The organism is Collinsella sp. AF31-11, from assembly GCF_003475605.1.
Classification (GTDB): Bacteria; Actinomycetota; Coriobacteriia; order Coriobacteriales; family Coriobacteriaceae; genus Collinsella.
The window spans coordinates 148,102-165,931 of record NZ_QRQS01000005.1 but is presented as its reverse complement, the minus strand read 5'-3'; the positions used below and the strand labels follow the sequence as shown (position 1 = coordinate 165,931).

At 55.2% G+C, this 17,830-nt stretch carries 17 protein-coding genes, 4 tRNA genes and 1 pseudogene; 17 read left to right on the top strand and 5 right to left on the bottom strand.

The window, feature by feature from the left end; translation table 11 throughout:
• The 4 genes and pseudogenes from DWZ22_RS10435 to DWZ22_RS04730 all read left to right on the top strand — a co-directional run.
• Positions 1-225: pseudogene (locus tag DWZ22_RS10435) on the top strand (UDP-glucose 6-dehydrogenase); the annotation flags it as partial.
• Between the two features lie 647 nt (positions 226-872).
• Positions 873-2,663 (top strand): ATP-binding protein, encoded by a 1,791-nt coding sequence (locus DWZ22_RS04740; protein WP_118405568.1) that lies wholly within the window; start codon positions 873-875, stop codon positions 2,661-2,663.
• A 143-nt stretch (positions 2,664-2,806) separates the two neighbouring features.
• The gene (locus tag DWZ22_RS04735; RefSeq protein WP_147352264.1) at positions 2,807-3,343 is read left to right on the top strand and encodes an AAA family ATPase; all 537 of its coding nucleotides are present in this window, start codon (positions 2,807-2,809) and stop codon (positions 3,341-3,343) included.
• On the top strand, positions 3,340-3,651 hold the full coding sequence (locus DWZ22_RS04730; RefSeq protein WP_118405566.1) for a hypothetical protein: 312 nt from the start codon (positions 3,340-3,342) through the stop codon (positions 3,649-3,651). Before DWZ22_RS04735 ends, DWZ22_RS04730 begins: the two co-directional genes overlap by 4 nt.
• A 44-nt stretch (positions 3,652-3,695) precedes the next feature.
• On the opposite strand, the gene DWZ22_RS04725 is transcribed toward DWZ22_RS04730, so the two are convergent.
• The 4 genes from DWZ22_RS04725 to DWZ22_RS04710 all read right to left on the bottom strand — a co-directional run bounded on the left by DWZ22_RS04725 (position 3,696) and on the right by DWZ22_RS04710 (position 6,646).
• The gene (locus DWZ22_RS04725; protein ID WP_118405565.1) at positions 3,696-4,034 is read right to left on the bottom strand and encodes a hypothetical protein; all 339 of its coding nucleotides are present in this window, start codon (positions 4,032-4,034) and stop codon (positions 3,696-3,698) included.
• A gap of 95 nt (positions 4,035-4,129) precedes the next feature.
• Positions 4,130-4,489, bottom strand: a complete 360-nt coding sequence (locus DWZ22_RS10130) for a hypothetical protein (protein ID WP_147352263.1) — start codon at positions 4,487-4,489, stop codon at positions 4,130-4,132.
• 123 nt (positions 4,490-4,612) lie between these two features.
• Entirely contained in the window at positions 4,613-5,146 is a 534-nt protein-coding gene (locus DWZ22_RS04715; RefSeq protein WP_147352262.1) for a hypothetical protein, read from the bottom strand.
• A 216-nt stretch (positions 5,147-5,362) separates the two neighbouring features.
• A complete protein-coding gene (locus DWZ22_RS04710) occupies positions 5,363-6,646 on the bottom strand; it encodes an ISL3 family transposase (protein ID WP_118405562.1) in 1,284 nt (427 codons plus the stop codon).
• Positions 6,647-6,987: 341 nt separating this feature from the next.
• On the opposite strand from DWZ22_RS04710, the gene DWZ22_RS04705 reads away from it, so the two are divergent.
• The 8 genes from DWZ22_RS04705 (at position 6,988) to DWZ22_RS04670 (ending at position 14,021) form a co-directional block, all read left to right on the top strand.
• Positions 6,988-8,172: a hypothetical protein gene (locus DWZ22_RS04705; RefSeq protein ID WP_147352261.1), complete on the top strand. Its 1,185-nt coding sequence runs from the start codon at positions 6,988-6,990 to the stop codon at positions 8,170-8,172.
• A 218-nt stretch (positions 8,173-8,390) separates the two neighbouring features.
• Positions 8,391-9,485, top strand: coding sequence for a hypothetical protein (locus tag DWZ22_RS04700; protein WP_118405560.1), 1,095 nt, complete (start codon positions 8,391-8,393; stop codon positions 9,483-9,485).
• A gap of 94 nt (positions 9,486-9,579) precedes the next feature.
• Positions 9,580-10,398 carry a hypothetical protein gene (locus DWZ22_RS04695; protein WP_118405559.1) on the top strand — a complete coding sequence of 273 codons (819 nt, stop codon included), beginning with the start codon at positions 9,580-9,582 and terminating at the stop codon, positions 10,396-10,398.
• 268 nt (positions 10,399-10,666) lie between these two features.
• Complete coding sequence (locus DWZ22_RS04690) at positions 10,667-10,933, top strand: hypothetical protein (RefSeq protein WP_117762964.1); 267 nt, start codon at positions 10,667-10,669, stop codon at positions 10,931-10,933.
• Positions 10,933-11,211 carry a DUF4160 domain-containing protein gene (locus tag DWZ22_RS10655; RefSeq protein ID WP_118405558.1) on the top strand — a complete coding sequence of 93 codons (279 nt, stop codon included), beginning with the start codon at positions 10,933-10,935 and terminating at the stop codon, positions 11,209-11,211. Before DWZ22_RS04690 ends, DWZ22_RS10655 begins: the two co-directional genes overlap by 1 nt.
• A gap of 282 nt (positions 11,212-11,493) precedes the next feature.
• Positions 11,494-12,282 (top strand): DUF3825 domain-containing protein, encoded by a 789-nt coding sequence (locus DWZ22_RS04680; protein WP_158573295.1) that lies wholly within the window; start codon positions 11,494-11,496, stop codon positions 12,280-12,282.
• Between the two features lie 138 nt (positions 12,283-12,420).
• Positions 12,421-12,495 (top strand) — tRNA-Val (locus DWZ22_RS04675).
• A gap of 371 nt (positions 12,496-12,866) precedes the next feature.
• A complete protein-coding gene (locus DWZ22_RS04670; protein WP_147352260.1) occupies positions 12,867-14,021 on the top strand; it encodes a hypothetical protein in 1,155 nt (384 codons plus the stop codon).
• 273 nt (positions 14,022-14,294) lie between these two features.
• Here the strand turns inward: DWZ22_RS04670 and DWZ22_RS10600 are convergent, their stop codons facing one another.
• Positions 14,295-14,426 carry a hypothetical protein gene (locus DWZ22_RS10600; RefSeq protein WP_255413591.1) on the bottom strand — a complete coding sequence of 44 codons (132 nt, stop codon included), beginning with the start codon at positions 14,424-14,426 and terminating at the stop codon, positions 14,295-14,297.
• 102 nt (positions 14,427-14,528) lie between these two features.
• On the opposite strand from DWZ22_RS10600, the gene DWZ22_RS04665 reads away from it, so the two are divergent.
• The 5 genes from DWZ22_RS04665 (at position 14,529) to DWZ22_RS04645 (ending at position 17,830) form a co-directional block, all read left to right on the top strand.
• A tRNA-Ala gene (locus tag DWZ22_RS04665) sits at positions 14,529-14,601 on the top strand.
• Positions 14,602-14,798: 197 nt separating this feature from the next.
• A tRNA-Ile gene (locus DWZ22_RS04660) sits at positions 14,799-14,874 on the top strand.
• Positions 14,875-15,365: 491 nt separating this feature from the next.
• A tRNA-Ala gene (locus DWZ22_RS04655) sits at positions 15,366-15,438 on the top strand.
• Positions 15,439-15,513: 75 nt separating this feature from the next.
• Positions 15,514-17,547, top strand: a complete 2,034-nt coding sequence (locus DWZ22_RS04650) for an ABC-F family ATP-binding cassette domain-containing protein (protein WP_118405555.1) — start codon at positions 15,514-15,516, stop codon at positions 17,545-17,547.
• On the top strand, positions 17,534-17,830 hold the full coding sequence (locus DWZ22_RS04645) for a hypothetical protein (protein WP_233546449.1): 297 nt from the start codon (positions 17,534-17,536) through the stop codon (positions 17,828-17,830). The genes DWZ22_RS04650 and DWZ22_RS04645 overlap by 14 nt, the downstream gene beginning before the upstream one ends.

Sequence of the window (17,830 nt, the reverse complement as noted above, 5' to 3'; positions counted from 1 at the left end):
GCGAGCTCCATCCAGGGCGTCATGAAGCGCGTGAAGGCCAAGGGCGTGCCCGTGGTTGTATACGAGCCCACGCTGGACACGCCGGAGTTCTTCGGCTCCGAGGTGACCCACGACCTGGAGGCCTTCAAGGCCGGCTGCGACGTGATTGTCGCCAACCGCTGGAACGATGAGCTTGCGGACGTGGCGGACAAGGTGTACACGAGGGATCTGTTTAAGCGGGACTAGGGGAGAGGGGTTTCCACTGCGACTTCAGCTTTTGTCCACAAGTCGTAATTTTGTCCACAAGTCGTAATTTCAAGAAAGAGGTCGTATCGGTAAACGCCGATACGACCTCGATTGGTTTAAGCCATATTTCTTAACAGTTGAAGAACATAGCAACTTGCTCAGCTTATTAACCCACGATCCATCCGTCTCTGCGTCTAGTCCCTATCTAATGTTGAGCATCGGTGTTTCGATTTCTTCTGGCGAGGCGAAATATATCGCGGTGCAGGCCTGATTGAATACGGCTTGTGGATCTGTATCGTAGAACACCCAATGAAGCTAAACCGTTTCACATCGAGTCATATTCATAATACTGGGGTCTGGGCTTATCGCTTACTCTGATTGTATGGGGTTTCGCCTCGGTTATTAATCTATTTTGTTGTTTATGGGCATTGGGGCGGAATACGGTAAACGCCGACTTTACTGCTTGGGTTTAAGTGGGATTTTGCAAAAAAGTATGAGTTGATAGGTGTTCGAAAAATGCAACTACGGTTTTGCTTGATAGACTACTGTTCTAGTGAGGCCAAGATTCTTAGTCATTTAGCATTGCAATACGAGTAGATACAGATTCGAGTGTAAATGCTGCGAGGTTGGGACGAAAGGACGACATATTGGAGGAATATACTAAGCTATCAATTCACAACCATTTCGGCGGTAGATCCGCCGATTTAACCATAAACCGTCCGATTGGGGATCAATCCCAATTCGACCTTATTAAGGGTTTTAAGGAACTACGGTCAGCAAAGGCAGAGGATTTTCAGCTTCTTGCCCAGACGAATTCGAACAACCTCGATGTCGCGTCTTATCTGCTTATGCGCAAGATGGCCTCGCTTGATTCGATTGAGCTGCTTCCTGGAATCGAGATAAACCTTGTCAACTGGGATGATGAAACGCGCGTCCTCCACGTTGTCGTAGTGGTCGACCCCTGTTCCAACCTGTTGGTTTTCACGAAGGCTTTGAAGGAAGCCTTCGTCGCCAATGGAAGATTCGCGCTTAAGATTGATCAGTTCTGTGAGGTTCTCTCTGATCGGCGTGCGGTTATTTGCGTTCATGGGCTAAAACAAGACGACCGCGGGCTTGCCGGGAATCCTCAGATGGCGCAAGAGCTGCTAAGCATGAACAGATATTTCCCTGTCGCCGTTGAGGACAACAGGTCATTCCACAAACTTTCTCTTCAGCAACAAATTAAGGAATTTCTTTCCGAAGAGACGAGTGCTTGGTTCGATGCTGCAGCTGACATTTCGTCCGTTGACAGGCAACATTTTGATAGCGTTTTATCGCCAACCTATATGTGGGCGGGTGCCACTTTCGATGATCTATTCTATTCTGTGCTTGCTGGTGATAGTCGTATGGTACGCGGGGAGGATATCGTTAAGAGAGTCTCCTATGTGGCGCGTATAGTGATCGACGAGGGCAACGGCATGCAACGGTCGGATATTAATTGTTCCCAGGGGCTCAATTGTGTGATTGGACCATCGGGTAGCGGCAAGACTCTGCTGCTTGATATTCTAAATATGAAGCTGAAGGGCAAGCATCTTATTGGTGGAGTCTCTAACATTGGAGACTACAACGGCCTTTATGACCTTTCACAGGTGCACCTTTATGGGCCCGATGGTAAGGAAATTGATGTTGCGGACGGCTTCGAAGTAATTGAGGGAGAGAACCTTTACAATAAGGTCATCAAGGCTTATAGCAGTGAAAAGGGCGAGCTCGTCAAGGATATGGGTCTTGAAATCAATTCGCAGGGGTTTACAGATCTCATTGTTCGCTTTACGACAGATATGAACCGTTATCTGAGAGGCAGGGCTAAAGCGGATGAATCTAGAACTGCCGCATCCGGCGCTTTGGCGCAGGCGAAAAGCGCGGCACGCTTCATTGCTGCGAACCAGGTACAGGGTGTCGATACTATAGCCTATATCCAAAACCCAAATGCCGGCTCCGCTATTATTGAGTTCGATGAGAGAATTGCGGCGTGCGCAGATGGATTCGAGGAGGCTAAGAGACATTTTGACGGGCTTATCTCAATTGCCGATAAAAACGGTCTTTCCGAGGGGCTTAAGAGGCGTATTGCCCGATTGCGTGCTGAATTTCTGACTGCGCTTGCAATTAAGAAGCTTGACCTGGAGTCCAAGCGTTTTTCCAAACAGTTTAATAAGGATAAATCTAAACTCATCTTCGAAGCCGTCCAGGCTTATAACGCGAAGGTTAGTGGCCAATATCATCAACTCAATCAGAAGAAGCAGGTTCTGACCGATAAACTCTCCGAGCTCGCGACGGAGCTTCTGTCTGCCAAGAGATCTGAGCTTGACTTGGCTATTCCAGTCCTTACAAGCGCGGAAGTCGAAGGCTCTGTCAAGCTTACCAGCAAGAGCGAGGTCGCCCGATTGAGCATTGAAAAATAGACTTGGGGATTGGTGACGAGGCTCGTATTAAAGGGCTTTTCCAGGATAACGTATGCACTAGAGCAAGCAAGGGTAAGGCCAAGGCCAAATCGTCATCGTTTTCGTATCCGATAGACTTGACATCAAAAAAGTCTGTGGGGTCCATGCTTGAAGTCTTTTTCCAATCGGGCGTAAAAGACGGTCTTTCCATGTCATTCCCCCTTGATGAGGCAGCGACATACTCAATCGAGCTTAAGGACGAAAAAGGGAAATACCGCCCTATCGAGGAGTTTTCTGCTGGGATGCTCAGTAAGATTTATGTCGCTTATTTCCTGGACCGTACGATTCAGAACGAGGGAAGTAATACAATTCTTCTCTACGATCAGCCCGAATCGAACATGGAGAAGGAGTTCTTGCTTCGAACGCTTGGCGACAAGCTGAGGGAGCTGAGGAAAGTGCATCAGATTTTTGTGGCAACGCACGAACCTCTGCTTGTTGTCAATGCCGATGCGAATGAAATCATCTTGGCGGCGAATGACAAGCGAGTTGACGAGCCGAACCACGTGGTCTATGAAAATCGGTCATTCGTGGGCGCTCATGGCAAGCGCGATCTTGTAGAAGGTGTTGCGCGTTTGATTGATGGCGGAACAGACGCGGTCAAACGCAGAAGTGGTATTTATGAAGGGATGACCCACAGATGACAATAATTTCTGTAGATGCGAGAGGCGAGCTGAGGGTCGACGGCGAGCCAAAGAAGGTAGCTGACCTGACACAGGAATTTTTGGAGAAACTCGTGGACGACTCACTCGAATCTAAGGTCGAATACGAAATAGAAGGCGACATGCCGCTTGCCGGATTCTTCGAGAAACTTCGCGACGGGACGAAAGAAGGCTCCGAGCTTAGAAAAGCCAAGGAGGAGTGCGAAAAGAGGGCAGGAGATGCCGTCGCGGCTGGCAAGAGGTACATCGAGGAGCATGGAGATGTTCCGTTAAGCGATGTCAAGAAGTGATCTATTCAAAAACCTAACAGTTTAGATAACGGGTGATGCCGTACCTACCCCAAGCTGCGGTAAGTCGAGTCGGCCATCAGGATATGGCGCACCACCCTTGCAGTCGGGTCCCATCTATAGCGTGACTGATTGGTCTGGAAGAGGTAGGCATACCAGTCGAGGTAGGCCTGCAGGTTCCTGGGCAACATCCCTGTGAAGCGCCAAAGATAGCGCTTGAGCCAGGAGCACAGGTCGTTCACCATCTCCATCCGCTCCAGGTAGACCGGGTCGTTCACATCGGCCCTGTGCGCCTCGCTCTCGAGCCCGCCCTCCCTGACCAGCGCGCCATGGGCCTGCTCGAGGTCGTGAATGGGCAGCGGCCCGGGCTCTATCCTGCCGCCCATGGCCTTCCTCACGCACGCCGAACTGGGCTTCCGTGGCCGCAGACGACCGCGACGGGGTTCTTGTGGATGTCGATGGCGACGCAGATGCACAACTTCTAGCGGGGCAGGCCGCGCTTCCCGGCCTGCCCGTAGCCCTTGGAGAGGCCGGTGTCGTTGACGTAGATCTCGTCAACCCAGACGGTGTTGCGCAACACGATCCGGTCCTGGTAGCCGGATACTGTGGCAAGCACGCGGTGCCGCCACTCGAAGGCCGTCTTGTGGGTGTCGCCGCACAGCTCGGCCGCGCACTCGACGGGGACGTGGTAGCGCATGAGCCTGATGAAGGAGACCCAGGTGGCGAGCGGCAGTGCTCCAGGACGGTGCCGGTGAGGGAGGTGAGCCTCCTGCCGCCGCTGCGGCAGCGATGGCGCCGCCCCTCCAGACAGGTCGTCGGATTGCTCGTTCGAGGTCGTCACAAGGGCTATCGAGATGTCTAACGGGAGTTCACCACGGGGATGCGGGTGAGGCTTCCAATCATAACCATGCCGGTTTGGCTCTGTCGTCATCGGCGCTATTCAAACTCATCAACACAGGCTGTTTCACGCCTCTTTGCAATAAGTTTTAAATAGTCCGAGGACGCTTTCGTCGTAATATGGCCAGTCTACGAAGTTCTCGAGGTACCCTCGGCCCGTTGATGACGACAACTCATCGTTTATCTTGAGCGTAATCGCGACGAGCAAGGTCAACATGCGGTAGTAATCGGTTCGAATGCTCGCCGCACCAGGGTCGGCAATCGGTGTATGAGCATGGTCGTATCTGTTCCTGAGACCTTGTGAGTTGGGAAAAGAGGCATCGTTAAACATGTAGTCGAGATATGCAGCCTCATCGGGTGCGAACAGTTTGCCACAGTACGACAGCATTTTGTCTGAGACGAGACCGTCAATAAGCGCTAAATCACCGTCCCCGCATCTCCCAAGCGCAATCGCCCCTTTATCCCAAACGGCCTTCAGATAAATCGACCGGAGGGTTGGGGCGAGGGCGCCCGTTTCTTCGCATGTACTTATCAGTTGACGGTCGACTAATTGCTGGAGTAAATCGGCACATGCAGCATCGTAATCGTCAATGGTGACCATAGCGTTCGAAATCAAATCGAAGAAGCAGCAAGCACGATCGTGGTGGCCTCTCCTGTATGTCAGCATGCACTGGTCGGAGAACAAGTAGAATCCCCATCTCACAAAACAGGCCCCACCGATTGCGTACTTTTTCTTAGTGAGCGAGTTGAGGGTTCCAAAAGATTTAAAGCTTTCATAGGGGAAATAGGAGCCTTCGTGAGTTCGTGTGGGTAGCCCCTACGCCTCGCGCCCCGGCAGGGCCGGCTTCAGGTCCGAGCACCTGAGCATCACGAGGGCGATCAGGTTGTCGATGTTGCGGAAGCCGTAGCCCTGCCTGATGGCCACCTTGATCTTGTTGTTCACCGCCTCGACCCTCGCGTTGGAGACGCCGAGCTCTATCGACCTGAGTATGCCCCGGCGCTTCCTGCGGACCTTGCGGGACAGCTCCACGAAGCGGGGTATCCGGCTGCGGCATGCCCACGCGAGCCAGCCGTCCAGCTCGTCGGCGGCCTCGCCCGGCCCCGCCCGGAAGACCGCCCGCAGGCCCTCCTTGAGCAGGTAGGCCCGCCACAGCGCCGAGCCGGTGCGCCTGAGCCCCTCGAGCGCCGACGCCTGGCGGCCGGTGAGGTCCTCGGGGTTCTTGAGCAGCGGGAACCTCAGCCCCTTCACCGCCGCGGCGGGGTCGGGCGGCGCGGCCTCCCCGGCCCTCGGGCGCCCGCCCCGCCGCCTCGGCCGCGGCGCCGAGCGCAGGCCGTTCCACACCTCGCGCCTGAGGGCGTCGAGGGCCTCGGTCGCCCAGGAGACCGCGTGGAACGGGTCGACCGCGAGCTCGGCGCGCGGCAGCCGCTCGGCCACGGCGTCGGCTATCCAGCGCGCCCCGTCGGCCGTGACCACCTCGATCGCCTCCCTCTGCTCATCCGTCAGCAGGTCGAGGAACTCGTTGAGCCTGTCCTTCCCGTGGCCCCTGCAGGCCCACACGACCCTCCCGCGGTCGTGGTCCACCACGACGGTCATGTACCTCTGGCCCTTCTTGTAGCTCGTCTCGTCGACGCCGATCCGGCGAAGCCCGTCGAGCCTGCCGCGCCCGTCGGCCTCCTCCAGCGACGCCTCGACGCGCGCGCAGGTGCCCCCGACGGTGTGCCAGTCGACGCGCGCCAGCTCGGCAAGGGCGCTGCGGCACATGTGCAGCGCGAGCCACGCGACCCAGTCCTCGAAGGCCGAGGCGAACCTGCTCGAGGCGCACCTCGCCCAGGGGACGGGCGCGGTGCGCACGCCGTGCTCAGGGCAGCTGGCCCTGACGGGGGCGTGCTCCAGATAGCAGCGGGCGGCGCCGAGGTCGGGCGCCCTCCAGCGCCTGGGCCCGAGCCTGTCGTAGGCGGCGCAGCGCCGCCCGCACACCGGGCACCTCGGCGCGGCCCTCCTGGGCCTCACGGAGACGATTATGGAATCGCCCTCGATTCTCGCTCCCTCGATTACGGTGCGCTCGAGCCCGAGCGCCCTTTTGAGTAGACTGTTCAGCATGGCGGCGCTCCTTCGCGCGTTCATTTTTTCTTTGGTCGGAAAACAACGATACGCGAGGCGCGCCGCCGCTGCTAGGCGGGCACTTTTACCGGGCGGCTAACCCACACAAACCCCCGAAGAGCCAAAAATGTTCTCGTGATATTTGACGATTGCGAACGCAGCAGCTTCGCTCATGATGACTGTTCATTTCTTGGGTTCGTTAACAATATGGTCGAAAACCATGGCTGGCATGTGATGCTCGTTAGAATCAGCCGCTGTCTTTTGAGGATGACTGTTCTGTAGAAAAGGCGGTTATTAGCCAAATCGAGTATGAGCCAGACCTACAGGTACTTTACCGAGTCATGGTAGAGGACAGGCTGCGCATTCCCGAACAGATTGGCTTTAAAGTCAAAGATGCAGTTATTGACGGACTTAAGGGTTCCTTTGTCAATGCAAGAGCTCTATTGAGATCAATCCCGTCTATTAACTACGTATTAAGCACGCCGATTCTTTTAGATGAATCTATCGATTTTCGTGGAAGAGTGGAGTCATTCTCAGATTTTGTTGGATATGCAGTTCAGGCATCAGCAGGAATAGTTCCTAAGGAGCCAAAGGACGCAAACAGCTCAATGAGCATTTTCGACGATTCTGAACTCCAGGAATACGATTACTATCAAACTTTATCAAACGCCCTTGCCCCTTTAACTGATGGGAAGGATGTAGACCCAGAAACTGTTAAGAGTTCTTTCGACAAATTTGTACGGGTGAAAAATCCCAATTCCGCTGCAGACGTCGAGGCCCAAGATATGGAATATCATTGGGGCACTTTGCGCTGCTTGGAAGACAGTCAGGTTGAATTGCTGGCGAACCAGTTTAAAGACATGCTTGCTAAGGGACAGTATTCTCAAGGTTGGTTCTATAAGTTCATTGGGTTTACGCTAGATCTAATCAATCTTGGATTCTGGGATGAATCTTTTCGCGAGAAGCTTCTCGATTCGCTTCGGCGCGCCGCCAATCACGACCCCAAGTGCGACGCTGCCGCTTTGAGACAAGAACGAGATAATATGAATGATTTTTATGGCACAGATGCCAATCTCATAATGGACAAACTTATAACTGAGGTTGAACAAGATGAAAGGGAGCGAGATTTAAATCGCATTAGTCTTGAGTTTTCTATAGTTGAGCAGAACACAGGTAAAACAATCTCAGCGTTTTTTGAAGAAGTCATCAAATCCGAGCACCAGAATAGAATACTGGATGTACCAGCTGAAACTGTGGCAACAGCAATCTATGAAGGAGCCGCCGACTCACAAAATTCCCTGCATTCATTTTTTCATACCAGCATGAAGAGATATGGAGACAAGCATAGCCAAAATGAAGCCGTTGAATGGTTAAATAAGATTGACGCTCAACTTGTCAAAGTGGGGTCCAAATCTCGCATGGGCGGACTGAGGACCAAATGGATTCGTAATGACATCAAGCAGGCAATCGAAATGTTGAGTGAAAGGGCGCAGCGCGCATCAACTGATTCTGATATCGATATGTGATTAAGCCTAGTTGCTCAACGCCTTGCCTATGCCATGCGCTTGTTCAACATATCAAAAGTTTCCTTTCACCGACTGGCAAAACGATTTACGCCTAATTTCCGGGTTCGTTTACAGGTAATTCGTTTGCCACTCGTTCGATCTCGCTAAACTAATAGCTGCTGCTACCAGGGCATTTTCTGGTGCACATTCTATTGGCTCCTGCGAAGATCGGAGCGGGTATGTTTGCTGCCGAGTCCTACACCAGCCGTCATTACATTGCGATTGTTGCCATGGCCTGCCTATGCGTTTTGCTGGGCGGGCCTTCCTATGCCGCGGGCGCGGAGAGCCTCATCATCGCGGGCGCGACGTACTACGAGCCGGGCGCGTCGGGCCCCGGCTGGGCCTGGACCGATGCCGACCACCTGGAGCTCAACGGCTACGCGGGCGAGGCCATCGGCGCCGAGGGCGACCTGGTGCTGACGCTTGCCGGGCAAAACTCCGTGACGGAGTCGCATGCGCCCGATGCGGACATCACGCTGTGCGGCATGGAGGTGTGGGGCAACCTGACGCTTCGCGGCACCGGGACCCTGACGGCGATGGGCTCGCAGTGCGGGATCCACGTCTCGCAGGCGCTCGTGGTGGACGGCTGCACCGTCGATGCCCGGGCAGACGGCGCCGATATTACGGACGAGGCGGTCGCCGGCGTGATCGCAGGCGACATGGCCGTGCGCGGCGGCGGACGCGTCGTTGCCGCGGGCGCCGGGTCCGGAGCGGACGTGCGCGCCTACGGCGTGTATCTGCAGGATGCGGCCCTTGGCGATGGCGCGGCCGGTTGTCGGCTTTCTGTCGATGCCTCGTGGCTCGATGCGACCGGTGCCGACGGCGGCGTTGCATGCACGGGCGGGTCGCTTGTGTCCGCACGGTTTGTGAAGCCTGCTGGCGGGGCCTTTGTTGCTAGTGGCGTGGTGGATGCTGCCGGTGCGGTGGCACCGCATGTGGTGGTTGAACCCGAGGACGCCACGGCGCCGGCGGGGGAGACTGACGGGGGCGACGTGCCTGACGATAGCACGGACAAGTCTCCCGGTGATGCTAACCCCGCTGCTGGAGAGCCCACTACGGGACCCACGGCAAATCCCGCGCCGAAGCCCGCGGCCGCGACAACCAAGACAACAACGACAGTAACCAAGACCACGGTCGCCAAAGTCCCCAAACCCAAGGCTGCCACCGCAACAACTGCGGCACTCCCAAAGACCGGCGACAGCCATTGGATAGCCGTGTCCACATTGCTGTTCGTGCTGGGAACAATGCTCCTGGTCGCCGCATATCGCTGCTAAAGCACCCATTTCGATAGGCTATGTAGAAGGCTATATTCTTAACGACACATTAGTAGAATAGTTTATTACGACAATTGCTCAGGATTTTTCTAACATGAACCACGAATTGGACCATACAGTTGACGCTGCCAAGAAAGAATTAGACGCCGGCCTTCTTGAGCTGTTCGAGCGTTGCAGCTATCTGTACAACGAGGCATTTTATGCCAATACGGAACTAGCAATCCTTCGCGAACTGTCTAAAGCATCTTCTGACTATGAGAATGAAGTAATTTGCGCTGGCTGCTTCTTCAGCTTTACACAACTTGCAATAAACGAATCATGTTTCATGAATTGCGCACGGTTATTTGATGCCAAAAGCGAAGTCAGTATTAGGAACTTGATAGAAGACGTCAAGTCTCATTCTGCTGAAATCGACGCACTTGCAATCTCTATATTCGGTGATCGACCAAACTTTGACAGGCTTAATCCAATCGTTCACCCATTGGCAGAGGACGAGGAGCGTTTTTACCCCAAGGAAGTTGAGTCTCAACGCTCATATGAAAAACTGTTCGGAAACCATTACAGGATGGTTACTGTGTGTATAACCACTCATGACCTTTCCAATTTATGGAAAAAACGACTCAACAGTCTCCGTAAACTAACTGACATGCTTCGCGATCAGCGAAATAAGGTTTTCGCCCATAGCGACATGGAAGCACTGAAATATGATGAGCTTGTTAGGCGACTTCCTTTAACTTACGGCGAAATTCAAAAACTAATCGACTTCGCACTCGATCTGACAATCGAATTATTTGCCAAAATTACTGGTATTGAAAAAGATCGATTGCCCAAGAACTACAACGATATACAAGGCCTCCTAAAATATGCGGAGGTTGGCATGGAGGCTGTTGAGCAGCATTTGGGTAATCTATAGGATTCAAGCGCCTGCAAGTAGTTAAGCATGCGGGCGCTTGAATCTGAGTAGCAGGCAAGCACTTGAATCTGAGTACGATCCTTGACATAAAGCCCGACCATCGCACAATGACAGTTTTTCATGCCAAAAAGACACTGAAGTGTGAGATAGCTCAAAACTCAACAAATCAAATAATCAGCAGTTCAGGTCTTATGGGAATAATTCAATTCGCATCACGTTGCATCTAAGCGGCTGTTTATACTTGGATATAAACACTAAGGAGGCAGCAATGCTTTGGAGCTATGTTCAGCTAGATGACGGCACTCAGTTTGCCTACTCAGAAACACGAGACGATGGGACCGTTCGCGTAGCCGTCGAGCGCCCGGTTGATTTTGGTTTTGACCATGCAGAATGCTTTCTACCTGCGGTCAAATGGTTTAACGTCGAAGGATTTTCTACTGACGATCTGGATTTTTTGACCGAGTTCGTTAGATCAAACGCTCCGTTTATCTTCGAGCTTGCAGAACGGCAAAAAGCTGGACCGGCGGTGGCATAATGCCTCGAATTCTTGTTTTTGGACAGTATGTTCTGTTCTTTTGGATCGCGGTAAACGGAGAACCCGTTCACATCCATGTAGGGGTAAAGAGGGCGGCTGCTAACTCGACTAAGTTTTGGCTCACTAAAAATGGCGGATGCACACTTGCGAACAACGAGAGCAAGATTCCGGCTAAGGATCTCAGGGATCTTTCAAAACTAATCACCATGAACCATCGATACATTTGTGACAAGTGGCGCGAAACCTTTGGTGATGATTCCCTGACATTCTATTGCTAAACCGCAATTGAGCCATGATTACGCTTGTCAACTCATGATTGCCGATGTTGACGGGCGGGACCTTCCTGTTACGCCGCTAGTGCTCCAATCGTACTTTCCGATAGCCCGGAACCCAAAGACAACCAGCACTACGCCTGGATCCAGGACCTTGTTTCCGGAAACCGCACGCGAGCAGAACTCGCCGACGAGCTGCGCCGCAATTGCGTTGTGTGTCTCGACGGTGCGTCGCACGTATAAAATCTAAGCATCCAAACTCTAACTATGAAATGGAATGGACGCCACATGGAGATCCCAAGCACCCTGTGCAGCAATGTGTACGACTTCGCGTTTTGCCCCGAGCCCTGCTACGACCGCCTGGTCGACCTCGCCGACCCCGAGGACTGGGGTCCCGGCAACCGCATCCTCAAAAACTACCTGTCGTTCTCATTTAGCCGCGCGGTGTTCTTGACCGAGCGTGACGTGGACCAGACCACCCCGTCCAACTTACCGCTGGTGTTCGACGACGACCGTTGCCTATTCAACACCGGCCTGTACACGCGCCGCTACGAGACCATCTACGGCCTGTTTGAGCCCAACACCAAGCCCGACGCGCGCCAGCACTGGTTTTTGAAGGGCTTCTTTAAGGAGAGCGACCCCATGCTGGTCTCATTTGAGTACCTGCCGTGCCGCGTGCGCTTTGCCGAGGACCCCTCCGAGCTGGTCTTTGACTACCGCCTTCCCATCCGCTCCAACATCGACCACATTCTGGGCGACGAGGAAAACCTTACGCGCATTCCCGCCAGCCTGATGGGGGAGGGCAACTCGCTGCTGCTGCGCCGTGCCTTTGAGGGAGCCGTCGTCGAGGCCGCCCGCCGCGCCGCAGCCAACTATACGCTCGCGGTGCCGCAGTTCTACGGCGGCCGGATCCAGCTACTCCTACCGCTGTGCCTGACCGGCGACAAGCCCGAGCTGGCGCTGACCATCCAACGCGAGGACGGTTTCTACGCCGCGCGCACCTGCCTCACGCTCGACATGGCCTACAACAACGCGCGACTTATCTGCCGACCTGAGACTTCGTGGATTAAGCGATAGAGGGCTGTTTATCTAGTGGTTTGTCGGCTGCCCTGATTGCGGTGGCGCGGTTTGCGCCCACGAATTTAAAATCGAGGGCAAAAAGTTCTTGGTAAACCACGCGCGGCTATGATAGTATCTCTTTTGCCGAAAGGCGACGGGCGATTGGCTCAGGGGTAGAGCATATCCTTCACACGGATGGGGTCACAAGTTCGAATCTTGTATCGCCCACCATCAAAAGCGCTGGTCAGAGGTGTTGAGCCTCTGGCCTTTTTCTTTTTGACACCAAAACTGACACCAAAAATTACTCGTAGTCGTCTAAGGCGTCTTTTTTTATCGAACCCTTTTTGCTGACGCCATTGCTCGTTTTGTATAAAACGCATGCGTATTTTCATTGAATTCCCCATGTGATGCGAGCGCAAATATGGAGACATGGACCACATGCCCAGAGCGCCTTCCAGCGGATTTCTATCACACGACGGTTTTTCGGCGGAACTCGTCAAGCTTTTGGTTTGCTTCCGGTACTTACCCGCATGATGCCCCGGTAGATAATCGGCCATGTCCGCAATCCACACGGCCTGGGACCGATACCAGGGGAGGCCCTCATGGACGAAATCGTCTGCGCAAACACCGCATTCCGCTACTGGCGCTGCCCACCACAAGTGCGCGATCTCTACCCGCGCCTACCTAGTCCAGAAGAAGGCTGGCGAGCTCTATCCCAAGCCCCTTTCGTAACCGACGTCCTTAAGACGCCAGTCATCACAGCAGCATCAACACGAAGCAACCTGCATTCCAAGACAAGACGGACCATCCGATGGAACAGCGCCTATACAGAGAAGGTTTCCATCGACACGGGCATGGGCTTTAGCGTCACAGATCCTCTTCATACGCTATTCACCATGACTAGAAGTGTTTCTTCATGTGACCTGGTTCTGGCTATGTACGAATTTTGCGGATGGTTCTCGGTTTTTAAACCAACGCCCGCGGTCGACATGGCACTTGAGCAGGCAAAAACAGAAGAAGAGCAATACACCACAGAAAGTCTGTTTGAACTAGACGAAACACAAGACGAGGCCCCATGGAAGCGAGTCTGTCCTCGGACGCACCAGAAGGACAGCGAGAATAATCAAAGTGGGCAGCAGGATGACGGATCCGGAAATAAAGCTGACGGAAAGGGCACATCACTCTGGATGAGAAAACCTCTTATTGAAATAGAAGAACTGCACAGATTTGCGGCGAAGGTTAAGGGCGAAATGTGGGGAAAGCAATTCTACGAAGCCGCACAGCAGGTATTGGGTATTGCTGCATCCCCGCTAGAAGTTGCTGGAATCATGTTGCTAAGTCATCCGAGGCGTGCCGGCGGAGCAGAGTTTAAAAACATATTCGTCAACGACCTAACACCGCTGTCGAATTCAGCTCGTAAAATCGCAGGTCAGAAAATCTGTTACGGCGATATCGTCATCGTAAACCCAATTACAATGAAGGCTGTGATTATCGAACTTCAAGGAGAGGTTATCCATGGATCGGGCGCTGTGCTTGACCACGATGCCACCCGAATGACAGCATTACAAAGCATGGGGTACGACGTATTTCTTGTGACTCATGACATGCTCAATGATCACGATCAGCTTGATGCCATCATTCACAGTGTGTGTGAGCGATTAGAGTTGCGCTACAAACCAAAAACCGGGGCGATGAGATGTGCTGAGACCAGATTGCGGGCCAACGTTCTGTGTAATTGGCTTGATATTGGTAAGTAATAATGCCCAGTGAGCATTTTTAATACTTTATATGCGCCAGTAATTAAGTGCCATTTTAAAACCATGCCGGTTTACTACGTCGGATTGAGGGTGGCTGAGCACACTGATTTCGCGCTCGTAAAACCGCAGGTAGATCTCCTGTCCGTTTTGCGAAAAAAGGCATGAGGTCGGTGATCCGGGAATCAGCGTAGTAAACCGGTCTGTTCATGAAGCGACCAGCTGGGGCGAGCTACGTACGGTTCCGTAAATAGGCCCGAAGGCGTTCGGAGGGGCTCAGCCCCAGGAAGCACCGCGGATCGCTTTGGTCTGGCCGGCGGCACCTGGGGCAACATGCCGAGCCCCGGGAAGGAAGGCGGCGGGCTTACCGCCGTCCGCGGGGCTCGCCCCGCGGGCTATGTCGGGCATCGTGGGTCCTCTCGGCCCCATGCCCAATCCACGTGCCGCAAAATATTTTCCAAAATTGTCCTTGCATCAGCGTCCGAGTTCCCGTATAGTACTTCATCGCACGGGGGCGTAGCTCAGCTGGGAGAGCGCTTGACTGGCAGTCAAGAGGTCAGGGGTTCGATCCCCCTCGTCTCCACCCGAGCATTGAACGAGGCTCCAACGCAAGTTGGGGCCTTTTTCATATAGGAAAACAAGGTCAAAGGCGGCACCATAATCCTCCTGGTCGACAAGATCGTGCGTTGAACGGGCGTCGCGTGCATGGTAGTATTTCACGACGTGGTTCAAAGCGTTGGAGGCTGTTCTGCCACCCCAACTGTAAGTGCCACTTTATAAGGGCTCTTGGCGCAACGGTTAGCGCAGGGGACTCATAATCCCTGGGTTCTGGGTTCGAATCCCGGAGGGCCCACCAGGTTTTTCAACAGGTCAGGCAATATGTCTGGCCTGTTCTCTTTTTCATGGCAGTAGTTTCCACTTGCAAATAGCCTGCTTGCTCACTTCCGGGCGCCCTCGGTCGGCTGCCTGCGATGCCGCCGCCACGAAACCGGCCCATCTACTACGTTTAAGCCCGACCCCTCGACCATACCCCGTATTTCGCGAAAACCGCAGGCCGTCTACCTGCGGTTTTATTTTTGCCCGAGGCGCCATGGTCGGGGGATGCCGGCCAAACGTAGTAGATGGGCCGGTTTCGTGGCGGGAGGCCCCGGGGGGGGCCGGGGGGGAGCCTGATGGGAGGGCGGCGGCAGCGCCGCCCTCCCGCGGGGCGCGCCCCGCGGGCTTAGTCGGGCATCGCGGGCCCATCGCTCTCGAGTCCGTCCCGCATCCGCGCCGCCGCCCCAGGAAAGTTTTTCCAAAATTGTCCTTGCAACGCCGTCCGAGTTCCCGTATAGTACTTCTTCGCACGGGGGCGTAGCTCAGCTGGGAGAGCGCTTGACTGGCAGTCAAGAGGGCAGGGGTTCGATCCCCCTCGTCTCCACCCGAGCATTGAATGAGGCTCCAACGCAAGTTGGGGCCTTTTTTCATATAGGCACACAAGGTCAAAGGCGGCACCATGATCCTCCTGGTAGACAAGATCGAAAAAAGCTTCGGCGCGCGCGTCCTCTTTAGCGGCGCGTCCTTCCAGATCAACCCCGGCGAGCGCTTCGCGCTCGTGGGCCCAAACGGCGCCGGCAAAACCACCATGCTCAAGATCATCATGGGAATCGACAGCCCCGACGCCGGCCAGGTCCAGTACGCCAAGGACTGCCAGGTGGGCTACCTAGAGCAGGAAACCAACCTGGAGCACAAGGAAACCACCATCCTCGCCGAGGTCATGGCAGCCGCTAAAGAAATCCGCCGCATGGGCGAGCGCGCCAACGAGCTGCAGGCCCAGATCACCGAGCTCTCCGAGCAAGGCAAGGACGTCGACGCACTCCTTAATGAGTACGGCCAGGTCCAGGACCGCTTTGAGCACCTGGGCGGCTACGAGCTCGAAAGCAACGCCCGCAAGATTCTGTCCGGCCTGGGCTTTAAGGTCACCGACTTTGAGCGCCCGTGCTCCGAGTTCTCGGGCGGCTGGCAGATGCGCATCGCGCTTGCCAAGCTCTTCCTGCGCCACCCAGACCTGCTGCTCCTGGACGAGCCCACCAACCACTTGGACCTCGAAAGCGTCCAGTGGCTGCGCGGCTTTATCGCCAACTACGACGGCGCCGTGCTCATCATCAGCCACGACCGTGCCTTTATGGACTCCTGCGTCGACCACGTCGCCGCGCTCGAGAACCGCCGCGTGACCACCTATACCGGCAACTACAGTAGCTACCTCAAGCAGCGCGAGGACAACCTGGAGCAGATGCGCGCCAAGCGCGCCGCCCAAGAGCGAGACATCGCCCACATGCAGGTCTTCGTTGACAAGTTCCGCTACAAGCCCACCAAGGCCGCCCAAGCTCAGGAGCGCATCCGCAAGATCGAGCAGATCAAAAAGGAGCTCGTCATCCTGCCCGAGGGCCACAAGCACATCGACTTTAAGTTCCCCGACCCGCCGCGCTCGGGCGACATGGTCGTGGGCCTGGAGGGTGTGTCCAAGTCCTACGGCGACAAGCACATCTACAGCGACATCGACCTCAAGCTCTACCGCGGCGAGCATGTGGCGCTCGTCGGCCCCAACGGCGCCGGCAAGTCCACGCTCATGAAGATCCTCGCCGGCCTGGAGCCGCCCACCACCGGCACCCGCGACCTAGGCACCAACGTGGGCGTCGCCTACTACGCCCAGCACGCGCTCGAGGGCATGACCGAGTCCAATACCGTCCTGCAAGAGATCGACACCGTCACGCCCAAGTGGACCGTGCCGCAGCAGCGCAGCCTGCTGGGTGCCTTCCTGTTTAGCGATAACGATTCCATCGAGAAGCAGGTCCGCGTCCTCTCTGGAGGTGAAAAGGCGCGTCTGGCCCTGGCAAAGATGCTTGTGGCCCCCGAGGCGCTCCTGTGCCTGGACGAGCCCACCAACCACCTGGACATCGACTCGGTGGACATGCTCGAGAACGCCCTGCAAAACTTCCCCGGCACCATCGTGCTGATCAGCCACGACGAGCACCTGGTACGCGCCGTGGCCAACCGCGTCATCGACATCCGCGATGGCAAGGTCACGGTCTACGACGGCGACTACGACTACTACCTCTACAAACGCGAGGACCTCGCGGCCCGCGCCGCTGCCGAGGCAGCAGGGGAGAGCGCGCCGGGCGCGATCAAGTCCACTAAGGTCACCGCGGCCCAGCCCGATGCGCCCGCCGCCGCTTCCAAGCCTGCCGAGGGCAAAAAGACCAAGGAGCAAAAGCGCGCCGAGGCCCAGGCCCGCGCCGCGCTCAACAAAAAGCTCAAGGGCGTGCGCAACCAGCTCAAGAAGATCGAAACGGAGCTCGACAAAAAGCGTGCCCGCTATGACGAGCTTATGGAATTGATGGCAAGCGAAGAGCTTTATGCCGATCAGGTCAAGTTCAATGCCGCGCTGGGAGAATATAACGGCCTTAAGCAAGAGCTACCCAAGCTGGAGGACGAATGGCTGGAACTTTCCACCCAGATCGAAGAGGAGACCGCGCGTGAACTCTCGTAAGGCCGCTGCCGTGGCGATGAGCATCATCGCCATCGCCTGTCGCATCTGCGGCATCTTCATGAGTGCGATGACCGTGCTGCTGTGCTTTAGCGGCCTCACCGCCAAGCTGCAGATCGTTGGCTTTGTCGTTGAGCTTTCGCGCGCGCTGCCAAGCGCCATCGCCGGCTACGGCGTCATCACATCGCCATTCGGCGGCGTGTTCCGCATGGATTACGCTATCGTCGCTGTGATTCTATTTGTAGCCGATTACCTGCTCACGCGCGCCTCGCGCCGAGTCCGCTAG

Coding starts and splice junctions, on each gene's coding strand:
- DWZ22_RS04735 (WP_147352264.1), top strand. CDS start 2,807: ATGCTTGAAGTCTTTTTCCAATCGGGCGTAAAAGACGGTCTTTCCATG.
- DWZ22_RS04730 (WP_118405566.1), top strand. CDS start 3,340: ATGACAATAATTTCTGTAGATGCGAGAGGCGAGCTGAGGGTCGACGGC.
- DWZ22_RS04725 (WP_118405565.1), bottom strand. CDS start 4,034: ATGGGCGGCAGGATAGAGCCCGGGCCGCTGCCCATTCACGACCTCGAG.
- DWZ22_RS04715 (WP_147352262.1), bottom strand. CDS start 5,146: ATGGTCACCATTGACGATTACGATGCTGCATGTGCCGATTTACTCCAG.
- DWZ22_RS04710 (WP_118405562.1), bottom strand. CDS start 6,646: ATGCTGAACAGTCTACTCAAAAGGGCGCTCGGGCTCGAGCGCACCGTA.
- DWZ22_RS04705 (WP_147352261.1), top strand. CDS start 6,988: ATGGTAGAGGACAGGCTGCGCATTCCCGAACAGATTGGCTTTAAAGTC.
- DWZ22_RS04700 (WP_118405560.1), top strand. CDS start 8,391: ATGTTTGCTGCCGAGTCCTACACCAGCCGTCATTACATTGCGATTGTT.
- DWZ22_RS04695 (WP_118405559.1), top strand. CDS start 9,580: ATGAACCACGAATTGGACCATACAGTTGACGCTGCCAAGAAAGAATTA.
- DWZ22_RS04690 (WP_117762964.1), top strand. CDS start 10,667: ATGCTTTGGAGCTATGTTCAGCTAGATGACGGCACTCAGTTTGCCTAC.
- DWZ22_RS10655 (WP_118405558.1), top strand. CDS start 10,933: ATGCCTCGAATTCTTGTTTTTGGACAGTATGTTCTGTTCTTTTGGATC.
- DWZ22_RS04680 (WP_158573295.1), top strand. CDS start 11,494: ATGGAGATCCCAAGCACCCTGTGCAGCAATGTGTACGACTTCGCGTTT.
- DWZ22_RS04670 (WP_147352260.1), top strand. CDS start 12,867: ATGGACGAAATCGTCTGCGCAAACACCGCATTCCGCTACTGGCGCTGC.
- DWZ22_RS10600 (WP_255413591.1), bottom strand. CDS start 14,426: ATGCCCGACATAGCCCGCGGGGCGAGCCCCGCGGACGGCGGTAAGCCC.
- DWZ22_RS04650 (WP_118405555.1), top strand. CDS start 15,514: ATGATCCTCCTGGTAGACAAGATCGAAAAAAGCTTCGGCGCGCGCGTC.